Origin of the sequence: Kiritimatiella glycovorans (assembly GCF_001017655.1) — a bacterium.
Lineage (GTDB): Bacteria > Verrucomicrobiota > Kiritimatiellia > Kiritimatiellales > Kiritimatiellaceae > Kiritimatiella > Kiritimatiella glycovorans.
The window spans coordinates 24,563-44,840 of the sequence record NZ_CP010904.1 but is presented as its reverse complement, the minus strand read 5'-3'; the positions used below and the strand labels follow the sequence as shown (position 1 = coordinate 44,840).

At 64.1% G+C, this 20,278-nt stretch carries 18 protein-coding genes and 1 tRNA gene; 7 read left to right on the top strand and 12 right to left on the bottom strand.

From position 1 onward, the window contains the following. Positions 1-40: 40 nt before the first annotated feature. The gene (locus L21SP4_RS00225) at positions 41-397 is read left to right on the top strand and encodes a helix-turn-helix domain-containing protein (protein ID WP_052880778.1); all 357 of its coding nucleotides are present in this window, start codon (positions 41-43) and stop codon (positions 395-397) included. A 22-nt stretch (positions 398-419) separates the two neighbouring features. Here L21SP4_RS00225 and hisC read toward each other — a convergent pair whose 3' ends face one another. Then, positions 420-1,466 (bottom strand): histidinol-phosphate transaminase, encoded by a 1,047-nt coding sequence (gene hisC, locus L21SP4_RS00220; protein WP_052880777.1) that lies wholly within the window; start codon positions 1,464-1,466, stop codon positions 420-422. Further along, positions 1,463-2,812 carry a histidinol dehydrogenase gene (hisD, locus tag L21SP4_RS00215; protein ID WP_052880776.1) on the bottom strand — a complete coding sequence of 450 codons (1,350 nt, stop codon included), beginning with the start codon at positions 2,810-2,812 and terminating at the stop codon, positions 1,463-1,465. Before hisD ends, hisC begins: the two co-directional genes overlap by 4 nt. Positions 2,813-2,873: 61 nt before the next feature. Here hisD and L21SP4_RS00210 point away from each other — a divergent pair, with 61 nt between their 5' ends. Then, positions 2,874-3,287 carry a hypothetical protein gene (locus L21SP4_RS00210; protein WP_052880775.1) on the top strand — a complete coding sequence of 138 codons (414 nt, stop codon included), beginning with the start codon at positions 2,874-2,876 and terminating at the stop codon, positions 3,285-3,287. Positions 3,288-3,308: 21 nt separating this feature from the next. Continuing rightward, positions 3,309-3,608 carry an HNH endonuclease gene (locus tag L21SP4_RS00205; RefSeq protein WP_052880774.1) on the top strand — a complete coding sequence of 100 codons (300 nt, stop codon included), beginning with the start codon at positions 3,309-3,311 and terminating at the stop codon, positions 3,606-3,608. Positions 3,609-3,622: 14 nt separating this feature from the next. Here the strand turns inward: L21SP4_RS00205 and aroC are convergent, their stop codons facing one another. From aroC to prmC, 8 genes are all read right to left on the bottom strand, one after another. Next, a complete protein-coding gene (aroC, locus tag L21SP4_RS00200; RefSeq protein ID WP_052880773.1) occupies positions 3,623-4,705 on the bottom strand; it encodes a chorismate synthase in 1,083 nt (360 codons plus the stop codon). Between the two features lie 625 nt (positions 4,706-5,330). Next, the gene (locus L21SP4_RS00195; protein ID WP_052880772.1) at positions 5,331-5,930 is read right to left on the bottom strand and encodes an iron-sulfur cluster assembly scaffold protein; all 600 of its coding nucleotides are present in this window, start codon (positions 5,928-5,930) and stop codon (positions 5,331-5,333) included. A 14-nt stretch (positions 5,931-5,944) separates the two neighbouring features. Next, positions 5,945-7,123: a cysteine desulfurase family protein gene (locus tag L21SP4_RS00190; RefSeq protein ID WP_052880771.1), complete on the bottom strand. Its 1,179-nt coding sequence runs from the start codon at positions 7,121-7,123 to the stop codon at positions 5,945-5,947. Positions 7,124-7,145: 22 nt separating this feature from the next. After that, positions 7,146-8,063: a quinolinate synthase NadA gene (nadA, locus tag L21SP4_RS00185; protein ID WP_052880770.1), complete on the bottom strand. Its 918-nt coding sequence runs from the start codon at positions 8,061-8,063 to the stop codon at positions 7,146-7,148. A gap of 565 nt (positions 8,064-8,628) precedes the next feature. After that, positions 8,629-9,498 carry a PEP-CTERM sorting domain-containing protein gene (locus L21SP4_RS00180; protein ID WP_160300594.1) on the bottom strand — a complete coding sequence of 290 codons (870 nt, stop codon included), beginning with the start codon at positions 9,496-9,498 and terminating at the stop codon, positions 8,629-8,631. Between the two features lie 153 nt (positions 9,499-9,651). Further along, entirely contained in the window at positions 9,652-10,179 is a 528-nt protein-coding gene (locus L21SP4_RS12645) for a DUF2391 family protein (RefSeq protein WP_052880768.1), read from the bottom strand. Positions 10,180-10,283: 104 nt separating this feature from the next. Continuing rightward, positions 10,284-11,216, bottom strand: a complete 933-nt coding sequence (locus tag L21SP4_RS00170; RefSeq protein ID WP_160300593.1) for a DMT family transporter — start codon at positions 11,214-11,216, stop codon at positions 10,284-10,286. 63 nt (positions 11,217-11,279) lie between these two features. Continuing rightward, entirely contained in the window at positions 11,280-12,113 is an 834-nt protein-coding gene (gene prmC / locus L21SP4_RS00165) for a peptide chain release factor N(5)-glutamine methyltransferase (RefSeq protein ID WP_052880766.1), read from the bottom strand. 95 nt (positions 12,114-12,208) lie between these two features. Between prmC and L21SP4_RS00160 the strand changes: the two genes are divergently transcribed. Then, positions 12,209-12,300: transfer RNA gene (locus L21SP4_RS00160), tRNA-Ser, on the top strand. A gap of 969 nt (positions 12,301-13,269) precedes the next feature. Here L21SP4_RS00160 and L21SP4_RS00155 read toward each other — a convergent pair. After that, on the bottom strand, positions 13,270-14,214 hold the full coding sequence (locus L21SP4_RS00155) for a DUF481 domain-containing protein (protein ID WP_052880765.1): 945 nt from the start codon (positions 14,212-14,214) through the stop codon (positions 13,270-13,272). Positions 14,215-14,413: 199 nt separating this feature from the next. Between L21SP4_RS00155 and argC the strand changes: the two genes are divergently transcribed. Next, positions 14,414-15,469: an N-acetyl-gamma-glutamyl-phosphate reductase gene (gene argC, locus L21SP4_RS00150; protein WP_052880764.1), complete on the top strand. Its 1,056-nt coding sequence runs from the start codon at positions 14,414-14,416 to the stop codon at positions 15,467-15,469. After that, positions 15,466-16,128, top strand: coding sequence for a 16S rRNA (guanine(527)-N(7))-methyltransferase RsmG (gene rsmG, locus L21SP4_RS00145; protein ID WP_052880763.1), 663 nt, complete (start codon positions 15,466-15,468; stop codon positions 16,126-16,128). Before argC ends, rsmG begins: the two co-directional genes overlap by 4 nt. 104 nt (positions 16,129-16,232) lie before the next feature. Here rsmG and L21SP4_RS00140 read toward each other — a convergent pair whose 3' ends face one another. Then, a complete protein-coding gene (locus tag L21SP4_RS00140; RefSeq protein WP_052880762.1) occupies positions 16,233-16,673 on the bottom strand; it encodes a CBS domain-containing protein in 441 nt (146 codons plus the stop codon). Between the two features lie 956 nt (positions 16,674-17,629). On the opposite strand from L21SP4_RS00140, the gene alaS reads away from it, so the two are divergent. Continuing rightward, positions 17,630-20,236, top strand: a complete 2,607-nt coding sequence (gene alaS / locus L21SP4_RS00135) for an alanine--tRNA ligase (protein ID WP_074041292.1) — start codon at positions 17,630-17,632, stop codon at positions 20,234-20,236. Positions 20,237-20,278 lie beyond the last annotated feature (42 nt).

The window sequence follows — 20,278 nt, the reverse complement described above, 5'->3', positions numbered from 1 at the left end:
ACTACCAGAATTTCTTTGCGACGCAAGAATAATATGCAGAATGGTGAATAATTCTACACTTCGTGATCTTCGCAGGGACCGGGGCCTGACGCTGAAGGACCTCTCGGAGGCTACGGGCGTTGCGCTTTCCACTATAGGAAATTATGAAACCGGGCGCCGGGGGCTCAGCGAGGCGTCGCGCGCAAAGATCGCCCGTTACCTTGAGATTCCCGAAGAAACGTTGAAGAATCATGCCGTGCGCGAGAAGAACGGCGAACCATATCAGGCGGCGTCCCTGGCGGGCCTGCGACAGGAAACGGTGAAGCGCATGGCGGAAATGGCGCTGGAGATGGAGGACTGGGAGGGCGTCCGCCTGTTCAGCGACGAACTGCGCCGCAGGCAGGCCGGGGAATCCTGAAGCTCTTCATGAGCCTCGGGGATCAGTCTTTCCCGGCTGCGTCGACGGCGTCCAGAAAAGCATCCATCTCTTCATCCGTGCCGACCGTGATCCGCAGATGCCTCCGGGTGCGCGGGGCATCGAAATAACGCACCAGAATCCCGCGCGCGCGCAGCGCCTCGAACCATTCCGCCGCGGAGCCCGGCGGCCGCGCCCACAGGAAATTCCCCGCCGAATCCGGAAGCGTCCATCCCCGCTCCCGAAGCGCCTCGGCGATGCGCTCACGCGTCGCCAGAATCCGGTCCGTATTGCGCCGCATGTGGTCGTCGTCCGCGAACGCCGCACAGGCGATCTCCTGCGCCAGCATGTCCACATTGTACGAGTCGCGGATTTTGCCCATGGCGCCGATCAGCTCCCGCGAGCCGACGGCATAGCCCACCCGCAGCCCGGCCAGCGAATACGATTTCGAGAACGAGCGGGCGACGAGCACGTTCCCGAATTCCCGCGCCATATCGAGGCAGTTACGGGGCGCGAAGTCCGCGTAGGCCTCATCGATCAGGAGCACGCCGTCGAACCGCCGCGCCAGATCCGCTATGGCTTCCTGTTCGTAGAGCATACCCGTAGGCGCGTTCGGATGGGTCAGCAGAAACAGGTCCAGGCCTTCCGTGTCCGGATCGTTCCAGCCGAAATCCTCGTCCAGTGCGGTCGGTCGGTGCCGTATTTCTTCGATATCCGCGAGGACGGGGTAGAGCGAGTAGGAGGGGTCGAACCAACCCGCCGCCCCGCCGCGCTCGACGAAGACGCGCATCGCCAGGGCCAGGATTTCGTCGGAACCGTTGCCGATCAGGATTTCGTCGTCCCGGAATCCGGTGCGCTGCGCGATGAGCGTGCGGAGCGGGGCGCATCCGGGGTCGGGATACTTCCGCAGCCGCTGCGGATCGAACGAGGCGAGCACCCTGCTTACGCCGGGAGAGGGCGGGTAGGGGTTTTCGTTGGTGTTGAGCTTGATGATGCCGGTGTCCGCCGGCTGTTCGCCCGGAACGTACGCCTCCATTTCGCGCACCGCGCGTCTCAGCAAAGAAGGGTTCATCGCTCCTCCTCCCCCCTCGGGAAACGGCTTCGCGCGGAACGGGCGTGGCCGTCGAGCGTCTCCACCCGCCCGAAGGCGTCCGTGATCGGCAGCGCATCCCTCAAATCCTGCTCGCTGTAGCGCACGACACTGATGCGGCGGCGAAAATCGTCGACGGTCAGCCCGCTGAAAAAGGCAGCCGTCCCGCCCGTCGGCAGCACGTGGCTCGGGCCCGCGGCGAAGTCCCCGACGCTCTCCGGGGTCCACCTGCCCACGAACAGCGCGCCGGCCCGGGTAATCTTCTTCGCCCATCGTTCCGGCCGCCGGACCATCAGCTCCATGTGCTCGGGAGCGAACTGGTTGCACAGCTCCGCGCCCGCATCCAGATCGGGGGTCACCGCCAGCAGCGTGCCGCGCTCCAGCACCGTCTCCGCCGCGCGGCGATGGGCGAGGCCGCCGACCTGCCGCCGCAGCTCCCGGCGCACCCCGGCCGCGAGTTCATGCGAGGGGGTCGCGAGCAGGGTCTTTTCCGACCCGGTGCCGTGTTCGGCCTGCGAGAGCAGGTCGGCGGCCACCTCCGCCGGCCGCGCCGAGTCGTCGGCCAGCACCGCGATCTCGCTCGGCCCGGCCACCATGTCCAGGGCGACCTCGCCGTAGACGAGTCGCTTGGCGGCGGTGACGTAGGGTCCGCCCGGGCCGGCGATCATCCGCACCCGGGGCACGGTCGCCGTACCGAAGGCCATGGCCCCGATCGCCTGGATGCCGCCGAGGCGGTAAATCTCCGTGGCGCCCGCCAGATCCAGGGCGTAGAGCACATACGGATTGATCTGCCCCTTTTCGTCCGGGGGCGTGCAGGCGACGATCTCCGCAACCCCCGCCGCCTTCGCCAGGCAGACGGTCATCAGCGCCGTGGACGCCAGCGGGGCCTCGCCGCCGGGAATATAGACGCCGACCCGGTCGAGCGGCTCCCAGCGCTCGCCCAGCTCTCCGCCGCCGGGCGTCGGCACCGACCAGTCTCCGTGCATGCCGGCCTCGGCGTAACGGCGGATGCGCGCGGACGCCTCGCGCGCCGCGCGTCTGAAGTCGGCGTCCACGCGCTTCGCCGCCGCCCTGACGCTGCGCGCGGGGACGCGCAGCCGGCGGGAGGTGAGCGCGGCACCGTCGAATCGTTCAGCGTACTCCAGCACGGCTTCGTCGCCGCGGCGGCGAATGTCGTCGAGCACCGCACGGGCGCGGTCCTCGATCTCGCGGTCCACGGGCGGCCGTTCGAGAAAGGCGCGGACCGCGGCGGAAGTACGGCCCGGCCGCCACTTCACGATCGGGGGCGACTCTTTTCCATTGTCCGGCGGGGTGCGGGATGTTTTCATAGCCCTTTATTATAGACGCCCACCACGGACGCGCGTCCAGCGCCGAATGAGGAGAACGCCGATGAAGATGAAAGCCTTCCTGATCGCCGCCGCGTTGACGGCCGCCGCGGCCTGCCCGGCCGCGGAACGCGAATACCTGATCGACTCGAATATGGACCTCAAGGATGTCCAGACCGACCTGGTGAAGATCTACCGCTCGATGTGGAGCGACTTCTTCAATCATCAGCACGGGTCGGAGAAATATGAAGCCGCCCAGTTCATCTACAACTGTCTCGTGTGGTACCAGAACGAAGGCCGCCATGACCCGATATTCGTGCAGGAGCGCTTCGCGCAGTACCTGATGAAGCACCAGACCTCCGCGAAGCAGGAGCAGAGGGATCTGGAGGCGAAAATCCGCGAACTCATGGCATTCAACGACCTGTACGGGAAATTCATGACCGACAAGCAGGTCACGGTCGAAAAGAAAAAGAAGTAACGCCGGACGGCCTGTCTGCCTATGGACGACTGGTTCGACATCAACGCCGACGAGGAGCACATGCGCCGCGAGCGCAAACGTGCCCGCGAACTCCGCCGCACGTCGTGGTGGAAGAACCGCATTGCGGAGGGCCGCTGCCATTACTGCGGAAAGACCCTGACTCCCGGCCGCCTGACAATGGACCACGTCGTCCCCGTCGCCCGCGGCGGGAAGAGCACGAAGGGCAACGTGGTGCCCGCCTGCCCCGAATGCAACCGCGACAAGAAGCTCGAAACCCCGGCGGACCGGATCATGCGCGAGCTTGAAGACGGGGAGGAATAGGGGGCGTCCCGCGACTATCCGCGAGCGGCCTGTCTGAGGGCCAGGTCGGCCAGCACGAGCGCGGCCATCGCTTCGACCACCGGGACGGCGCGCGGCAGGATGCACGGATCGTGGCGCCCCCGCGCGGCCAGCTCCACCTCGTTTCCCTCGTAGTCCACGGTGTGCTGCGCGCGGCCGATGGTGGCGGTGGGTTTGAACGCAACCCGGAATACGATCGGCTCGCCGTTGCTGATCCCGCCCTGGATGCCGCCGCTGCGGTTGGTGGCGGTGCCGAGTCCGCACCCGCCGCGGGCGACGAACGGGTCGTTGTGTTCCGACCCGCGCATCCGCGTCCCGGCAAACCCGGAACCGATCTCGATTCCCTTCGTGGCGGGGATCGACAGCATGGCGCGTCCGAGCATGGCGGTGAGCTTGTCAAAAATCGGCTCGCCCCAGCCCGCCTGAATTCCGCGGCAGACGCAGGTGACGATCCCGCCGACGGAATCCCCGTCGGCCTTTGCCGCCTCGATGCGCTCCCGCATCCGCTCCGCGGTCCCGGCGTCGGGACAGCGCACGGGCGTGGCATCCACCCGATCCCGCGAGAGATCGGCGGGCGGTTCGCCCTCGAGTTCGACGTCGGCGACTGCGCTTACGAACGCCACGATCTCCGTGCCCCGGCGGTCCCGCAGCATCTTTTCCGCCACGGCCCCGGCGGCCACACGGCCGATCGTCTCGCGCGCACTGGCCCGCCCCCCGCCGCTGCGGGCGGCGACGCCGTACTTCATCCGGTAGGTGTAATCGGCGTGCGAGGGACGGGGCACGGACTGCAGCTCGCGGTAATCGCCGGGGCGCTGGGCCTCATTCATCACCTCCAGCGCAATCGGCGTGCCGAGCGTCATCCCCGCCTCCACGCCGGAGAGTATCCGCACGCGGTCCTGCTCGTCGCGCGGAGTGGTCAGCGCGCTCTGACCCGGCCGGCGCCGCGTGAGCTGGGGCTGGATGTCAGCCTCGGAGAGGGCGAGCCCGGGCGGACAACCGTCGATAACCGCGCCTACGGCGAGTCCGTGCGATTCCCCGAATGTCGTCGTCCTGAATACCGTCCCGAATGTGCTGCTCATAAGTTCCACCCCCCGCCTCAATGGGCCACATTAACGGCTGGGGGACGCCGGGGCCATAAAGAAAAAACTGAATCGGGGCCACAAAGGGGGTTCTTCGCAGATTTTTGTGGTGGAGCCGTTCGGGGAAGAGGCGGGATGGGAGACGACAAACGTTCGTAGTAGCGCCGTAAGCCTGCCCCGCAGACCAGGCGCGTGAAGATCACGGCCCTGGCCCTGCTTCGCAGGCCTGCGGGCCTACTACGAACGTAAGAGAGAACGCACCATTTCTTTGCCTGTGCTCTTCTCATTCATCTTTGCGATTTCCGGGTAGGGCGCGATCTCTCCGCCTTCGGCCCTTTATGCCTTCGGCGGACAGGCTAAGCGCGCCGCTCTTTTGCGGACGGCCTTCTGCTGTCCGGCAGAATCCCTACCTTCACATGAAGGCCATGAAGGTTGGTTGAGGGGGGGGTGAACATAATTCGTACTCGTACTCGGAGCGCCGAAGGCGCGATCCCATCCCCCGATTCAAGGAATTCGAGTACGAGTACCGCTTCGCTGAGTACGAGTACGACGGGACGCGAGCGGATTTCCCGTCGCCTCACCACAAAAAATTACGTAGAACCACAAAGGGGCCGCTTTTGTGGCCTTAGTGGTCGAAGTGCTTCCCGATGCATGCACCCATCAGCTTTTCGGCTTCCCCGCGGCACTGGCCGCATACGGTGCCCAGCTTGGTGTGTTCCTGGAGCGCCTGGTAATCGCGCACGCCCTCGAGCACGGCATCCTCGATCTCGTGGTCGGTCACCGCCATGCACTGGCAGACCAGCTTCGCCTTGTCCTCGCGGACCTTCTCCGGGCGGCCGGTGCGCTGATAGTAGTCGTTGACCGCCGCGCGCAGCGCCTTGTCGCCGAGCACGGAGCAGTGGATCTTGTGTTCGGGCAGGCCGCCGAGCCGGGCGGTGATGTCCTTCGGGGTAAGGTTGAACGCCTCGTCGAGCGTCAGGCCCTTGACGACTTCCGACAGGATCGACGTGCTCGCAATCGCGCTGGCGCAGCCGTAGGTCTTCCAGCGGCAGTCCGTGATCCGTTCTTCGTCCGGATCGACCTTGATCAGCATCAGCATCTGGTCGCCGCACTTGACGTTGCCGGTCAGGCCGCGGCCGTCCTCCCCGAATCCGTCCTCGTCCATGAGCACGTTGCGCGGGTTCATGAAATGATCTTTGACCGTATCGTTGTAGACCCAGTCCATCGCGCGGCTCCCGTTCAGTTGTACACCGTCGACATCGCGCGCACCCGCGCGACGACGGCGGTCAGTTTTTCAATGACGTAATCGATATCCTCTTCGGACGTGTCGCGCCCGAGGCTGATGCGCAGCGACCCGTGCGCGGCTTCGGCGGGCAGCCCGGCCGCGAGGAGCACGTGCGAGGGGTCGAGTGAACCGGAGGAGCAGGCGGACCCGGTCGAGACCATGATGCCTTCGAAATCGAGGTAGAGCAGCAGGGCTTCGCCTTCGGTCCCCGGAAAGGACACGTTCATGGTGCCCGGCAGCCTGTCTTCCGGGTGGCCGTTGAAGCGCGGATCGGGGATATGGGCCTCGATCCCGGCGCGCAGCCGCGCCCGCAGCGCGCGCAGCCGCCCGGCCTCCGCGTCCATCTCCCGCCGCCGCAGCTCCACCGCCCGGCCCATGCCGATGATCCCGAGCGTGTTCTCGGTTCCGGCCCGCCGTCCCCGCTCCTGGTGCCCGCCGCGTATGAACGGGCAGAACGGGACGCCCTTCTTCACGTAGAGCGCCCCCACGCCCTTCGGGCCGTACATCTTGTGCGCGGAAAGGGTCAGAAAATCCGCGTCGAGGTCCCGCACATCGACCGGGATTTTGCCGACCGCCTGCACGGCGTCGGTGTGCAGATACGCGCCGTGACGGTGTACGAGATCGGCGATCGGGCGAATGTCCTGAATGGTTCCGATCTCGTTGTTCGCGGTCATGACCGAGACGAGCATCGTCCGCTCCGAAATCCGTGCGCCGAGGGCGTCCATGTCCACCTTACCGGTCCCGTCCACCGGGATTTCGTGCACCGTGAGTCCGCGCGCGCGCAGACATTTGGAGGTCTCCAGTACGCAGGGGTGCTCGATCGAAGCCACCAGGATTTCGTCGCGGCCTTCCAGTCCCTTGCGCGGGCATTCGGTGTTGCAGGTGAAGAGATTCAGGACGGTGTTATTGGCCTCCGATCCGCTTCCGGCGAAGATGACTTCGTCCGCCGAGGCGTTCAGGAACGCGGCGAGGTCCTCACGGACGGCCTCGACCCGCGCGCGCGCCTCGCGCCCGGCGGCGTGCATGCTCGAGGGATTCCCGTAGAGGTCCATCGCCTCGTTCATGCTCCGCTTCACCTCGGGATGCAGCGGCGTGGTGGCGTTGTGGTCCAGATAGACGTTCCGTTCAGGCATGGGGTCCTCCGTGATTCCGTGCTCAGGGCCGGTCGCGCCCGGCGGCCAGCATCCGCTCGATCGGGGCCCGGGCATCGCGGGCAATGTCGTCCGGAACCGTCACGCGCGGTTGCATCGATTCGAGTGCATCGCGCACTTTCCCGGCCGTGATCCGCTTCATGTTCGGGCAGTCGGCGACGGGCGAGGCGGCGTAGAATTTTTTATCCGGACAGCGCCGTTCGAGCGGGTAGAGAAAGCCCGATTCGGTTCCGATAATGAACGCCCCGCACTCCGACGCGGCGCAGTAATCGAGCATGCCGCCGGTGCTCGCGACGGCGTCGGCGAGATCGATCACCGCGGGCGGACACTCGGGATGGACGACCACGGCGGCGTCGGGATGCTCGCGCTTCCGTTCAAGGATGTGTTCCGGAAGAATGCGCTCGTGCGTCGGGCACCAGCCCTCCCACAGCATGATGTTCCGTCCGGTCCGGCGGCGCACGTAGTGGCCGAGGTTGCGGTCCGGCGTGAAGAGGACCGGCCGCTCCGCGGGAACGTCCTCGACCACGCGCACGGCGTTCGCCGAGGTGCAGCAGATGTCGCTCGAGGCCTTTACCGCCGCGCTGGAATTCACATACGTCACCACCACGGCGTCAGGGTCGTCGGCCTTGCGTTCCTCCAGTGCCTCGCGCGTGATCATATCCGCCATCGGGCAGCCCGACTTCGTGTCCGGCAGCAGCACGGGCGTGTCCGGGTTCAGGATCGCCGCCGTCTCGGCCATGAAGTGCACCCCGCAGAAGACGATGACGTCCGCCTCCACCTCCGTCGCGGCCCGCGCCAGCCCCAGACTGTCGCCCACGCGGTCCGCAAGATCCTGCACCTCCGGCCGCTGGTAGTAGTGGGCCAGGATGATCGCATTCCGCCGCTCGCGCAGCTCCTGAATCTCTTTGGTCAGAGTGTCCATCGGCGCAAAACCCCTGTTTTCGGGTCACCTTTTACATTCTGCCGTTCCCGCCCGCGCTCGGCAAGGAATTAGGGGGAGAGTCGGAGAGTTGGAGTTTGAATTTGAAACCTGAAACCTGAGTAAGAAGGAATTAGGGGGAAATTCGGAGTTTGAATTTGAAACCTGAAACCTGAGTAAGAGGATCAGGTCCAGAAGTGGGAGGGACTCGATATCCGCCTGAAGCAGCGGCGGCACTCCGTCCGCTGAAGTGACTTCAACCCGTTTTTCTCTCGCCAGGCCGCCGGGGATTTTCTTCCGGACGTTCGTAGCAGCGCCGTAAGCGCCCGAAGGGCCAAGGCGCGTGATATCGTTCGTAGTAGCGCCGTACGCCTGCCCCCGGCAGACCAGGCGCGTGAAGATAACGGCCCTGGCCCTGCTTCGCAGGCCTGCGGGCCTACTACGAACTTTTATCGCTGAGCGGACCTGCGGACCTACTACGAGCGTGAGAGAGAACGCACCATTTCTTTGCCTGTGCTCTTCTCATTCATCTTCGCGACCCCGGTTTCACCGGCGATCCCCTTCGACTTCAGCGCCGGAAGGTTCGGTCGATGGCCAGCAGCGTGCTGCCCAGCGGGTCCAGATGTTTCACCCACTGGACCAGGCGCTCGATGGCTTCGAGCCAGGCCGTTTCATTCGCGGGCGGACGCTCTCCGGACAGGCTCCGAACCCCGGCCGGGTTCTCTTTATCCGGGTCCGAAGCCTTGAGCGCAAAACGCCGCCTTCGCCATGCGAGAATTCCGCCTACGCCGGGAAGGAGAAGCAGGGATGTGGCCGGTTCGGGGATCACGGTTCCGGTGAAAACAGCCGCCGAATCATCCACGCCACCGAGGGTGCTGTTGACCACATAGAGCGCGGAGTGGGGATTATCCCGCACATCGTCATAAAAGCCCACGCGGAACCGAACGGTGGAGTTGGCGTCTGCAGCCGAGAACCCGCTTATGTCGATCCCCGCGTTGATGTCCTGCGGATCAATATCCGAAATCAATTCGGAAAACGATCCCGATCCATTGTCATAAGCCAGGCCCATTTTGAATGTTGTGACCCCGCTATCGACGGTGACGACGATATCATTATCCATGTAAAACTGGTCCAGCGCGGTGATTTGTGTGCCGCCGGCCGTCTGAAAAGAAAACTCCAGATAGCTGTCGTCGGCCAGGGCATTGGTCAGCAACGATTCCCGGCTGAATTCGGCTACCGTTGCCCACGACCCGAGATATCCGTAGTTATTCAATCCCGAGCCCGCCGTATAACTCAGGCCGGACACGCCGTCCGCGGAGGACAGGCCGCTGAAGGCGCCCGTTGAACCATTCGCGTCGAAGGCTGCGACGAGATCCGCGTGGACGCCGCCTGAAAAAGCCCCAATAGCCAGGATCATTATTAATGCGTACTTCTTCACAAGAGTCCCCTTTCCTGCCATGTGCTAACCATGCTGCTCCGACATCCACTTATCCCCGATGCGCCCTCCTTCTGCCATTATAGACGAACCGGAAAGCGGCCGTCAATATAGGGGTCATTTTTTTGGCGTACCGGTCCTGATATCCACCCCAATCTACTTGAGCGTGTCGCTCACGGCGGCGCTCATGGAGGCGGGGAAGGCGACGATCAGGATCCGCTTCAGCGCGAGCACGGCGTCGGTCCCCCAGGGGCACTTACCGATCAGCGAGAGCAGCACCCCTACCACGAACAGCGAGAGGAGATAGATCGCGGCGACCCGCTTTACATACTCGACCACGTGTTCCCGAAACACGTAACGATAGAAATTGAAGTAGACAAACAGGCCGATGAACAGCAGCGAGATCGTGGACAGGGCTATCACGTTGCCTGCGGGGAGCGTCTCGCCCAGGCGCCACGTTTCCTCCGTAAACGCCACCGGGACGGCTAGGATGGAGGCGCCGACGATCACCTGCATCAGGTCCCTGGGACGGAACTCCACCATCAGGGGCAGCAGGACATACTGGGCGGCCTTCCCCGCACCGCCCGCCACGGGAACTACGCGATGCAGATACCCGCCGATGCGCCTGACCATGCCGCCGCTCGAGGCGGATTCCGTTGACCGGCTCTGTTCGCGTTCGTTCACGGCTTGCCTCCCTTCCTGCCCGCGACCACCACGGGTTACTGATACCATGGGGCTCGGGAGCCGTCGACGATTAGTTGCCCTGCGGCTTCGCGTGCAGCCAGGGCTCAGGTTCTTCGCGGCTTCCGCCTCCACAGGGCGACGGCCATGCCGGCGAGGATCAGTGCGCCGCCCGCGAATTCGTGCGGGGAGAGGCCTTCCCCGAGGACGAACCATGCGAAGACCGCGGCGAGCACGGGTTTGAGGAAGAACGCCATCGAACCGATCCCGGCATCGACGTGGCCCAGGCCGTAGAAGTAGAGGAAGTAGCCGAGCGCGGTTGCGAAAACCGCGAGATAGGCGATGCCGAGCCAGTCCGCCGCGCCGTAATTTCCCGGCGGCAGGCCTTCAAAGACCCACGCGAGGGGCAGCAGGAAGATCCCGCCCGCGAGCACGGCGAAGGCGGTCACCGGCAGCGCCCCGTAGCGCGGGGTCAGACGCCGGGCGATCACCGTGTAAAAGGCGAAGGCGATCAGGGCCGCCACCATCAGAAGCAGGCCGACCGTGGAGGGGCCGTCCGTGCCGTCCCGGGCCAGCACGGCGATGCCCGCCAGGCAGACGGCGACGGCGATCACGCGGCGCGGCGTAATTCGTTCCGGCAGGACCAGCGGGGCGAACAGCACGACGAACACCGGGTTGCAGCTGAACACCAGCGCGGCGATGTTCGCGGGCAGATACGTGATCGCCGAGTGGAAGAAAGCGGCCATCACCGTAATGCCGAGCAGACCGAGTCCGGCGAAGCGAAGCGCGTCCCTGTTTCCCGGGGTCACTCCCCCGGAATGCAGGAGTCTCAGCCCGAGCGGGGCGAGCAGGAGGCCGGAACCCGTGAAGCGGAAGAACGCGAGCCAGAACGGGTGATCTCCCGCTACACCGCCGCCGGTCTGCATCAGTTTCGAGGCCACCTCGATCGTGCTGAACAGCGCGATGCCGATCAGCAGCGCCGATAAACCGGAAGGACTCAACCCTTTCCCCGCGCCTCGATGTGCCCGTACTTCCGCCATGTTTATCTCCCGATAAAAAGGCGGAAGGGTACACGAACGGGCCGGGACCATAAACAGGCAAGCCTACGTTTTGTGCGCCCGCGCGAAACGATCTTTCCCTGCCCGATCCCGGATCACGTCGATCCGGCCGAAGCCGGCGGCACGCAGGAGCCCTCGCACGGCATCCGCCTGGCCGGCGCCGATCTCCATCAGCAGCACCCCGCCCGACCCCAAAACGGCATGGGCGGCGGGCAGCAGGCGGCGGATCAGGTCGAGGCCGTCCGCACCCGCGCGGAGCGCTGCGGCGGGTTCGTACTTGCGCACACTCGGCTCCAGGGCCTCCCACTCCGCCGTGGTCACATACGGGGGATTGGAGACCACGAGGTCGAAGGCCCCCTCGATCCCTGCGAGCAGATCCGTCTCCCGCCATTCCGGCCCGGGATCGAGGCCGTTGCGCACAGCATTTTCGCGGGCCAGCTCCAGCGCGGCGGACGACGCGTCCGTGGCGACGTACGCCGGACCCGGGAACTCGTGCGCGAGCGAGAGCGCCACGCAGCCCGAACCCGTGCCCACATCGACCACCCGCCGTCGTTCGGGCGGGCCGGGCATACCGCGGAGGGCCTCGAGGGCGAGTCCCGCCAGTTCCTCCGTCTCCGGTCTCGGGATCAAGGCACGCCGGTCGATGCCGAGGTCCAGCTCGCGGAAGGGCACGTGGCCGAGCGCGTAGGCCAGCGGCTCGCCCGACTCGATTTTTCGCGCCAGAGCCTCCCGCCGTTTCCCGCCGCACCGTTCGGCCGCCAGCCAGCGTGCGCAATACTCCGGCCACGCGATCCCGGCCGCGCGGAACCTGCGCTCGAATCCTGCGCGCTTTTCTCCGGGGTGCTCCCGGCAGCTCTCCGGATTTCGGATATCGCTCATGGGATGGACGCTGAACCTAATCCGTCACGCCGTGTGATTGCAATCCCGCGGGCCCTCTGATAGCCTGCGCAATCTCATCGTGCCGCCTATTGCTCGGAGGAGTGCCGGAGCGGTCGAACGGGCGCGCCTGGAAAGCGTGTGTGCTTCGTAAGGAGTACCGAGGGTTCGAATCCCTCCTCCTCCGCCATACAACGGAATACCTTGCCCGGTAGTGGTTTACGAATATTCGGCATCTGCCCCTGCTTCCGACTCATAACACAACCTCTTCCGTCACCCATACACCAAGATCGCCATCTTGCAGAGCCTCTTGCAAAACCCCCCGCAGCGCAGCGCCTGACGACTTGCGTCGCGGGGCGTTTTGTAAGGTGAAACGTCCCGCCGCCCCGCGTGGGCAGGCACGACGCCTCAGCCTACGCGCCATCGTTAGCCGTAATAGACGGAGTGCGCTCAAAAAAAGTTCTTCGTAAATTTATGGTGAGCGGCGGCAAGTCCGCTCGCGTCACATCGTACTCGTACTCGAATTCCTTGAATCGGGGGATGGGATCCTCCGAGTACGCGTACCGAGTACGAGTACGAGTGCGAGTATTCGTCCCCCCCCCTCAACCCACCTTCATGCTCTTCATGTGAAGGTAGGGATTCTGCCGGACAGCAGAAGGCCGTCCGCAAAACCGGCGCGCTTAGCCTGTCCGCCGAAGGCATAAAGGGCCGAAGGCGGAGAGAGCGCGCCCTACCCGGAAATCGCAAAGATGGATGAGAAGAGCACAGGCAAAGAAATGGTGCGTTCTCTCTTACGTTCGTAGTAGGCCCGCAGGTCCGCGTAGCGGACAAGGGCCGTTATCTTTCACGCGCCTGGCCTGCCGGGGCAGGCGTGCGGCGCTACTACGAACGTTTGTCGTCTTCCATCCCGCCTCTTCCCCGAACGGCTCCACCACAAAAATCTGCGAAGAATCCAAAAAAGCCCTTTTCGGGCCCTCACACGTCCGAACGCACCGAAACGTACGCGTGCGCGCCATGTTCACGTACAGAACCCCTCGCGTCGCCCGCCTGGTCTACCCTGTAAGCAAGCTCAAGACCGCCGATTCGGTGGCGGCCCCCGTAAGGCGCGTATCCATCGTGTGTTACAGGTCAGACAAGGGGTGCCGGTGCATCATTCACGCTAGAACCGGTAGTTCACGCTGGTGATCAGCATCTTCCGCAGGAAGGGGTCCTCGAGGTTGACGATGCTGTCGTAGTCGTAGCGGTATTCGAGGCGCAGAAAGAGGTTTTGGACCATGCGGTTGTCGACGCCGGCGCGCGCGGTAATGAGCCGCCGGTCGCTGTTGGCCCTCACCTCAAGTTGTTCAAAAAAGCGGAGCTGGTTCTTTTCCGTGCGCCAGTCGAGATTCTGATCGACGGCGAAGAGCATCCGTTCGGTGCTGCCCACGTCCTCCTGTTCCAGGTTCTGGTACGCCGGACCGATCGCAACAAGGAGTTTAAACCGCGGCTGGTCCAAGAACCGGTAGCCGATGCCGACGGTCTGCCAGATCTCCCGGTCCACCAGCCGCTGGAAATCCCTGTGGTAACTCGTTTCCTCCTGCAGGAACCATTTCTTTCCGACGTCGTGGCGGTAGAGCTGGGACAGTTCGAGAAAATCGATGCGGCGCAGATCGTCCTGTTCCATGTAGCGGTAGTTCAGGTCCCACTTGAGGTGCTCGTTCTTGTAGTCGAAGTCGACATTCCCATAGAGCCGGAATATCTCGTCCTCACGCTTGATGCGCCGCACATTACTGGAGGCCCCCTGACGCTGCTCGTAATCCGAGTCGCGCAGCGTGTAGCCGCCGCCGAGACGACCGGAGAAATATTTGCGCCATTCGAACTTCTTTTCCGGCTTCGGCGGGGCCTTTTTCGCCTGCGGCTTCGGCTTGGGTTCCGGTTTGGGGCGGATGACATTCCGCACCTTGGCCTGCGGCACCTGAAGCAGGCCGAGCATCCCCGAACGGAAATGAATGACGCCCGCGTCTTTTTTGACGAACTGCCCCTTGAGCCGGTCGCCGTTCTTGAGTACGAGGACATCCGCCGAAACGGAACCGGCACACAGCGCCGCCAGGAGGACCGCACACACCCCGGCGCGCCGCAGAATCCCTGAGTTTACCGCTGGCCGCGAAAGAAGCATCGGGGATTCATAGTTGAACGCTAAGGCGACGTCCAGCCGGAAACGAGGGAACCTTTTTATGAGCAGGTCCGGGCCCGGGATTTCTTGGCGGAGGCGGGCGAAAAGGCTTATAGTCGCGCCCTTTCAAACCGGGAAACGGAGACCTGTCATGATCAAGGCCAAAATTGTGGGCGCGGGCGGCTACGGCGGCGTCGGGATACTGGAACTGCTCATGCGGCATCCCGAAGTCGAACCGGCCGCCCTTGTCGATGTGGTGGACGCAGGCCGGCCGATTTCGGATCTCTACCCGCACCTGGCGGGGTACTGCGATCTGGAGATCTGCACGCCGGATTCGGACCGCGCATGCGAAACGTACGATGTGGTGTTCTTTTCCACCCCCGACGGGGTCGGGATGCAGGCGGCGGCCGGGGAACTGGAACGGGGCGCGAAGGTGATCGATTACAGCGGCGATTTCCGGTTCGGGTCCGCCGAATCGTACGCCGATTACGCGAACTTCATTGGACGCGAACCCGAACACGCCTCGCCGGACCTGCTCGAAGAGGCCGTGTACGGGGTCCCGGAATTCCATCGCGACGCCATCGCCGGCGCGCGCCTGGTCGGCAACCCGGGCTGTTTCGCGATCAGCGCCCTCCTGGGGCTCGTCCCGGCCGTCGGCGCGAAGCTGGCCGCCCCGGGAACCCTGATCGCCGACGGCAAGACCGGGGTGTCCGGCGCAGGAAAGAAGGCCAGTCCCGTCTTTCATTATCCCGCACGGTACGAGCAGATGAACGCGTACAAGCTCGGCGGGCACCAGCACCTCGTCGAAGTGGAACACGAACTGAGCGCCCGCGCCGGCCGCCGGATCGCCCTGACCTTCACCACTCAGGTGGTGCCGGTGTGCCGCGGGATCATGACCTCGCTCTACGGCACGCTGGAGGAGGGCGTCGATTACGCCCGCGCACTGGCGGCCTACCGGGACTTTTATGCGGATGCGCCGTTCGTGCGGGTCTGCGACCGCTCCGTCCCGGCCGGCACCCACCACGTGCGCGGCTCCAACCGCGCCCTGCTGCTGATCGATGTCGATGAGCGCACGGGGCGCCTGCGCGTGATCTCGCATATCGACAACCTGATGAAGGGTCAGGCGGGGAACGCGCTCCAGAATATGAACCTCATGTTCGGCCTCGATGAAACGGCCGGCCTGACCGAGCCGGGCCGCTACCCATGAGTGAGCCACTTCCGCTGGTCCGACAGAACTTTCCCGAACTCGACGAGAACCAGCGACACGTACTCGCCGAATATGCGCGCCTGCTGGGCTGGTGGAATGAACGCATCAATCTCGTCTCCCGACGGGATATGCCCAACTTCGAACGCAAACACCTGCTGCCCTCGCTCGCCGTACTGCGCGCCGTCGATTTTCCCGCCGACTCCGCCATCATGGATGCGGGCAGCGGGGGCGGCCTGCCGGGACTCCCGCTGGCCATCCTGCGCCCCGACTGCCGGTTCACCCTGGTGGACTCCGTGGCCAAGAAAACCCGCGTGCTGGAAGACCTCGTCGACCGGCTGGAACTCGCTAATGTCGAGGTCCGGCGCGCGAGAATCGAATCCATGGAGGAGCGGTTCGATTTCGTCACGGGCCGCGCGCTGAAATCGCTGGCGACCCTGTGCGACTGGCTCCGCGGACGCATCGGGGCGGGTGCGCACGGGGAGGAGCGCCGCGGACTGTTCTACCTGAAGGGCGGCGATCCGAGCCTGGAGCTGGACGAGGCGGGGATCGAGGACTACGAACTCTTCCCGCTCTCGCTCTGGATCGAGGAGCCGGAACTCGAAACCAAGGTCCTGATCTTCATCCCCGCCGACGAGATCAACCGGCGCCGGAAACGCTGACCGCCCGGACGGGCGCCTCCGGGGGTGCAGATTCCACAGGATGCGGAGCTTTCCACAACCCGTCCCCGATCACGCCCCTCCCGGTCAGCGCGGAACCGTTGCCGTCACATCCCCGTGCCGGTGATGTAGTTTTCGAGGTTCTTGATCACGAACTCTTTTTCGGTGACCAGATACTTGACCACGTCGCCGATCGACACCACGCCGCCGACCTCGCCGTTCTCATCCACGACCGGCAGGTGGCGGATGCGATTCGCAGTGATCAGGCGCATGCACTCCTCGAGAGATTCGTCGGGAAGTATCGTCGCCAGATCGGTGCTCATGATGTCGCGGACCTTCATCTGGTGGATGTCCTTGTCCTCCAGCACGACCTTGCGCGTACAGTCGCGCTCGGTGATGATCCCTACGAGCTTGCCGTCCTCAAGGATCAGCGACGACCCCATCGCGCGGTCTTCCATCTCTTTCAGTGCGTCGTATACCGGCGTGTCGGCACTTACCGACAGCACGTCCCTTCCTTTGGAATCCAGCAACCGGTTCACGGTACCCATATGCGCCCTCCTCTTTCGCGGCAGTATAATCGACGATCTCCGCGCGACAAGCACGGGAAGAATTTTTTCGCCCGGCAGCCCGATCCGGGCGCCGAACGGTCGGCTGGATTGACTTGCCGCAGACGGTGCGGATTAAAACGGATTTTGGAGCCGGGCCGCTCTATGATCCTGTTGAGTGGCTGGACCGGAAATCCGCTCCCGTCACATCGTGCTCGTAAACGTACTCAACGAAGCGGTACTCGTACTCGATTTCTTGAACTGGAAAAAACGCGCCTCCGGCGCTCCGAGTGCGCGTACGAGTACGAGTAGGAGTACGAATCATGTCTGTGAATCCCGATGTGGACTTCGATTCGGAATTCGAGACCCCATCCGTGGTCTCTCTTACGTTCGTAGCAGGCCCGCAGGTCCGCCCCTACCCTCACGCATGGGTTCGGCTTGCACCTCTTCGGTAGGGCGCGATCTCCGAGCGCGCCGGTTTTGCGGACGGCCCGGAGGTCCGTCCCTACCTTCACATGAAGGACATGAAGGTTGGTTGAGGAGGGTGAACATAATTCGTACCCGTACTCGTACGCGTACTCGGAGCGCCGAAGGCGCGATCCCATTTCCCGATTCAAGGAATTCGAGCACGAGTACGAGTACGATATTCCCCCGGGTGTCCCCATGTTGAACTCAGGTGGCTCTCCCACCCCCTCTAGCAACTTTCATGCTCTTCATGTCCTTCATGGTGAATCCCATTCTCTCCCCGCGATAGCGTTTTTTACGCAGTCACTCCCCCCGATCTCCCGCATCCCTCCTTTTCCGGGAAAGCTTCCATAAAAATCCACGATCGAGCTTCTTCCTTGCATGAAACCCGAGATCCGCAATCATGGGCGCCTGCGGTGCGTCCGCGCAACGCCCGCTTCAGAACACCGCGCTGAAGGAACGTTTTTCAGGGAACGAAAACCGGATAGATTATCATGATGACCTCCGCCGAAATTCGGGCCTCTTTTTTCGATTTCTTCCGCGAAAAGGGCCATGCGATCGTGCCCAGCGCCCCCGTGGTGCTGCCCACCGATCCCACGCTGCTCTTCGTCAATGCCGGAATGAACCCCTTCAAGGACCTCTTTCTGGGCCAGCGTGAAACGAAGGACACGCGCGTAGCCGATACGCAGAAGTGCATCCGCGTCAGCGGGAAACACAATGACCTGGAAGAGGTCGGCCGCGACACCTACCACCACACGTTCTTCGAAATGCTCGGCAACTGGTCGTTCGGCGACTACTACAAGCGCGAAGCGATCCAGTGGGCCTGGGAGCTGCTTACGGAGGTCTGGGGCCTGGACAAAAACCGGCTGTGGGCCACGGTGTTCCGCAGCGACGACGAGGCGGCGGCGCTGTGGGAGGAGCTGACGGACCTCGACCCGGCGCACATCCTGCGCTTCGATGAAAAGGACAACTTCTGGGAGATGGGCGAAACCGGGCCGTGCGGACCGTGCTCCGAGATCCACTACGACGCCACGCCCGGCGGCGACGCGCCCGCGGAGGCGGTCAACGCCGGACGCCCGGACGTGATCGAGATCTGGAACCTGGTCTTCATCCAGCACAACCGCCGCGCCGACGGAACGCTCGAAGACCTCGCCGTGAAACACATCGATACGGGCATGGGCTTCGAACGCATCACCGCCGTACTACAGGGAAAGAGTTCGAATTACGACACCGACATCTTCGCCCCGCTGATTGAAAAACTTAAATCGCTCTCGGGCAAGGACTACGAGGGCGAACACGCCGTGGCGATGCGGGTGGCGGCCGACCATGTGCGCACCCTTTCGGTAGCGATTGCCGACGGTGTGCTTCCCTCGAACGACGGCCGGGGCTACGTGCTGCGTCGCCTGCTGCGTCGCGCCGTGCGCTACGGGCGTACTCTGGGCTTCGACCGCCCGTTCCTCGGCGAACTCTTCCCGGTGGTCGAATCGCAGTTCGCCAAAATCTTCCCCGAAATCAGGGAAAACAGAAAAGCCGTCCTCCGCGCCCTCAAGGCCGAGGAGGAAAGCTTCCTCAAAACACTCGACCGCGGAATCGCGCTGTTCGAGGATACGGCATTAAAGCTTGAGCGGGAAGGGTTTAAAGATTTTCCCGGCGAGGAGGCCTTCAAGCTGTACGACACCTACGGCTTCCCCGTGGACCTGACCGCGCTGATGGCCTCGGAGCGCGGCTTCACGCTCGACGAAAACCGCTTCCGGGAACTGATGGACGAGCAGCGGGCGCGCGCGCGGGCCGCGAGCAAGGCCGGCGGCGGGGAAGAAGACGAACGGGTCTCCGAATGGACCGCCCGGGGACTGGCCTCCGCGTTCACGGGCTATGAATCCCACCAGACCGAGACCACCGTGCTGGAGGTCCCCGACCGCGAAACCGTCCTCCTGGCTGAAACGCCCTTCTATGCCGAATCGGGCGGACAGCTCGCCGACCTGGGCTGGATCCGTTCCGAAGACGCCGAATTCGAGGTCCATGACGCCGTTCGCCCGGCCGAAGGGCTCATCGTCCACCACGGACGCTTCACGCGCGGCGGATTCAAGCCCGGCGACCGCGTGACGGCGGCCATCGATCACGAACGAAGACAGCGGCTGCGGCGTCACCATACGGCCACCCATCTGCTGCATCGCGCCCTGCGCGAATGCGTGGACGCCTCCATCCGCCAGGCCGGCTCAATGGTCGCCCCCGACCGACTGCGCTTCGATTTTAATTATTTCGAAAGTGTTGACGCACAGATGCTTAGAGAAATAGAAGCCAGGGTGAATGCCTGGGTCATCGCGGATACCCCGGTGGAGACCTATGAATTGCCGTTCCGCGAAGTCCGTGAGCGCGAGGACATTACGGCGGTATTCGACGAGAAATACGGCGATACCGTACGCGTGGTGGATGTGGACGGGGTCAGCCGTGAATTATGCGGAGGCACCCATGTGGGCAGGACGGGCGAGATCGGCCTTTTCCGGATCGTCGCCGAATCGTCGGTCGCCTCGGGCATCCGCCGCATCGAGGCGGCGTGCGGCATGGGGGCCTGGTCGCTCGCCCGCGACGAACACGAGATCCTGAGCCGACTGTCCACCGGCCTGGGGGTCCCCGCAGCCGAGCTGCCCGAGCGAGTGGACGCCCTGCAGACCCGGTGCAAGCGCCTTGAAAAGGAATTGCGCGAACAGCGCAAGAAAGATGCCGCCGCGGATCTGGATGCCATCCTGCAGCAGCGGACGGAGGTTGAAGGCGTCCCGCTGATCGCCGCCTTTATGGGCGAACTGCCCATGGACGCCCTGAGGCATGCCCAGGACAACCTGCGTCACCGCTTCGAATCCGGGGTGATCGTGCTGGGCAGTCATTCCGGGGGCAAAGCCTGCTTTACGGCCTCCGCGAGCCGCGAATGCACGGACCGCGGCGTCCATGCCGGAAATCTTCTCGGCACCGTGGCAAAGATCGCCAAAGGCGGCGGCGGAGGAAAACCCGACAGGGCCCAGGCCGGCGGGAAGGATCCGTCAAAAGTCGATGACGCCATCGGCGCCGTGCCTGAAGCTCTCCGCAGCATGCTCTCGCAGAGCTGATGCGGCGGTCGTTCGCGGAGGGTCCTTTGTGAGCCTCTTGTG

What these genes read in the sequence shown, in the direction of transcription:
- L21SP4_RS00195 (WP_052880772.1), bottom strand. Translation starts at nt 5,930, where the DNA reads ATGGACTGGGTCTACAACGATACGGTCAAAGATCATTTCATGAACCCG.
- argC (WP_052880764.1), top strand. Translation starts at nt 14,414, where the DNA reads ATGATCAAGGCCAAAATTGTGGGCGCGGGCGGCTACGGCGGCGTCGGG.
- L21SP4_RS00190 (WP_052880771.1), bottom strand. Translation starts at nt 7,123, where the DNA reads ATGCCTGAACGGAACGTCTATCTGGACCACAACGCCACCACGCCGCTG.
- aroC (WP_052880773.1), bottom strand. Translation starts at nt 4,705, where the DNA reads ATGAGCAGCACATTCGGGACGGTATTCAGGACGACGACATTCGGGGAA.
- L21SP4_RS00140 (WP_052880762.1), bottom strand. Translation starts at nt 16,673, where the DNA reads ATGGGTACCGTGAACCGGTTGCTGGATTCCAAAGGAAGGGACGTGCTG.
- L21SP4_RS00170 (WP_160300593.1), bottom strand. Translation starts at nt 11,216, where the DNA reads ATGGCGGAAGTACGGGCACATCGAGGCGCGGGGAAAGGGTTGAGTCCT.
- L21SP4_RS00225 (WP_052880778.1), top strand. Translation starts at nt 41, where the DNA reads ATGGTGAATAATTCTACACTTCGTGATCTTCGCAGGGACCGGGGCCTG.
- rsmG (WP_052880763.1), top strand. Translation starts at nt 15,466, where the DNA reads ATGAGTGAGCCACTTCCGCTGGTCCGACAGAACTTTCCCGAACTCGAC.
- L21SP4_RS00210 (WP_052880775.1), top strand. Translation starts at nt 2,874, where the DNA reads ATGAAGATGAAAGCCTTCCTGATCGCCGCCGCGTTGACGGCCGCCGCG.
- nadA (WP_052880770.1), bottom strand. Translation starts at nt 8,063, where the DNA reads ATGGACACTCTGACCAAAGAGATTCAGGAGCTGCGCGAGCGGCGGAAT.
- prmC (WP_052880766.1), bottom strand. Translation starts at nt 12,113, where the DNA reads ATGAGCGATATCCGAAATCCGGAGAGCTGCCGGGAGCACCCCGGAGAA.
- hisC (WP_052880777.1), bottom strand. Translation starts at nt 1,466, where the DNA reads ATGAACCCTTCTTTGCTGAGACGCGCGGTGCGCGAAATGGAGGCGTAC.
- alaS (WP_074041292.1), top strand. Translation starts at nt 17,630, where the DNA reads ATGATGACCTCCGCCGAAATTCGGGCCTCTTTTTTCGATTTCTTCCGC.
- hisD (WP_052880776.1), bottom strand. Translation starts at nt 2,812, where the DNA reads ATGAAAACATCCCGCACCCCGCCGGACAATGGAAAAGAGTCGCCCCCG.
- L21SP4_RS00205 (WP_052880774.1), top strand. Translation starts at nt 3,309, where the DNA reads ATGGACGACTGGTTCGACATCAACGCCGACGAGGAGCACATGCGCCGC.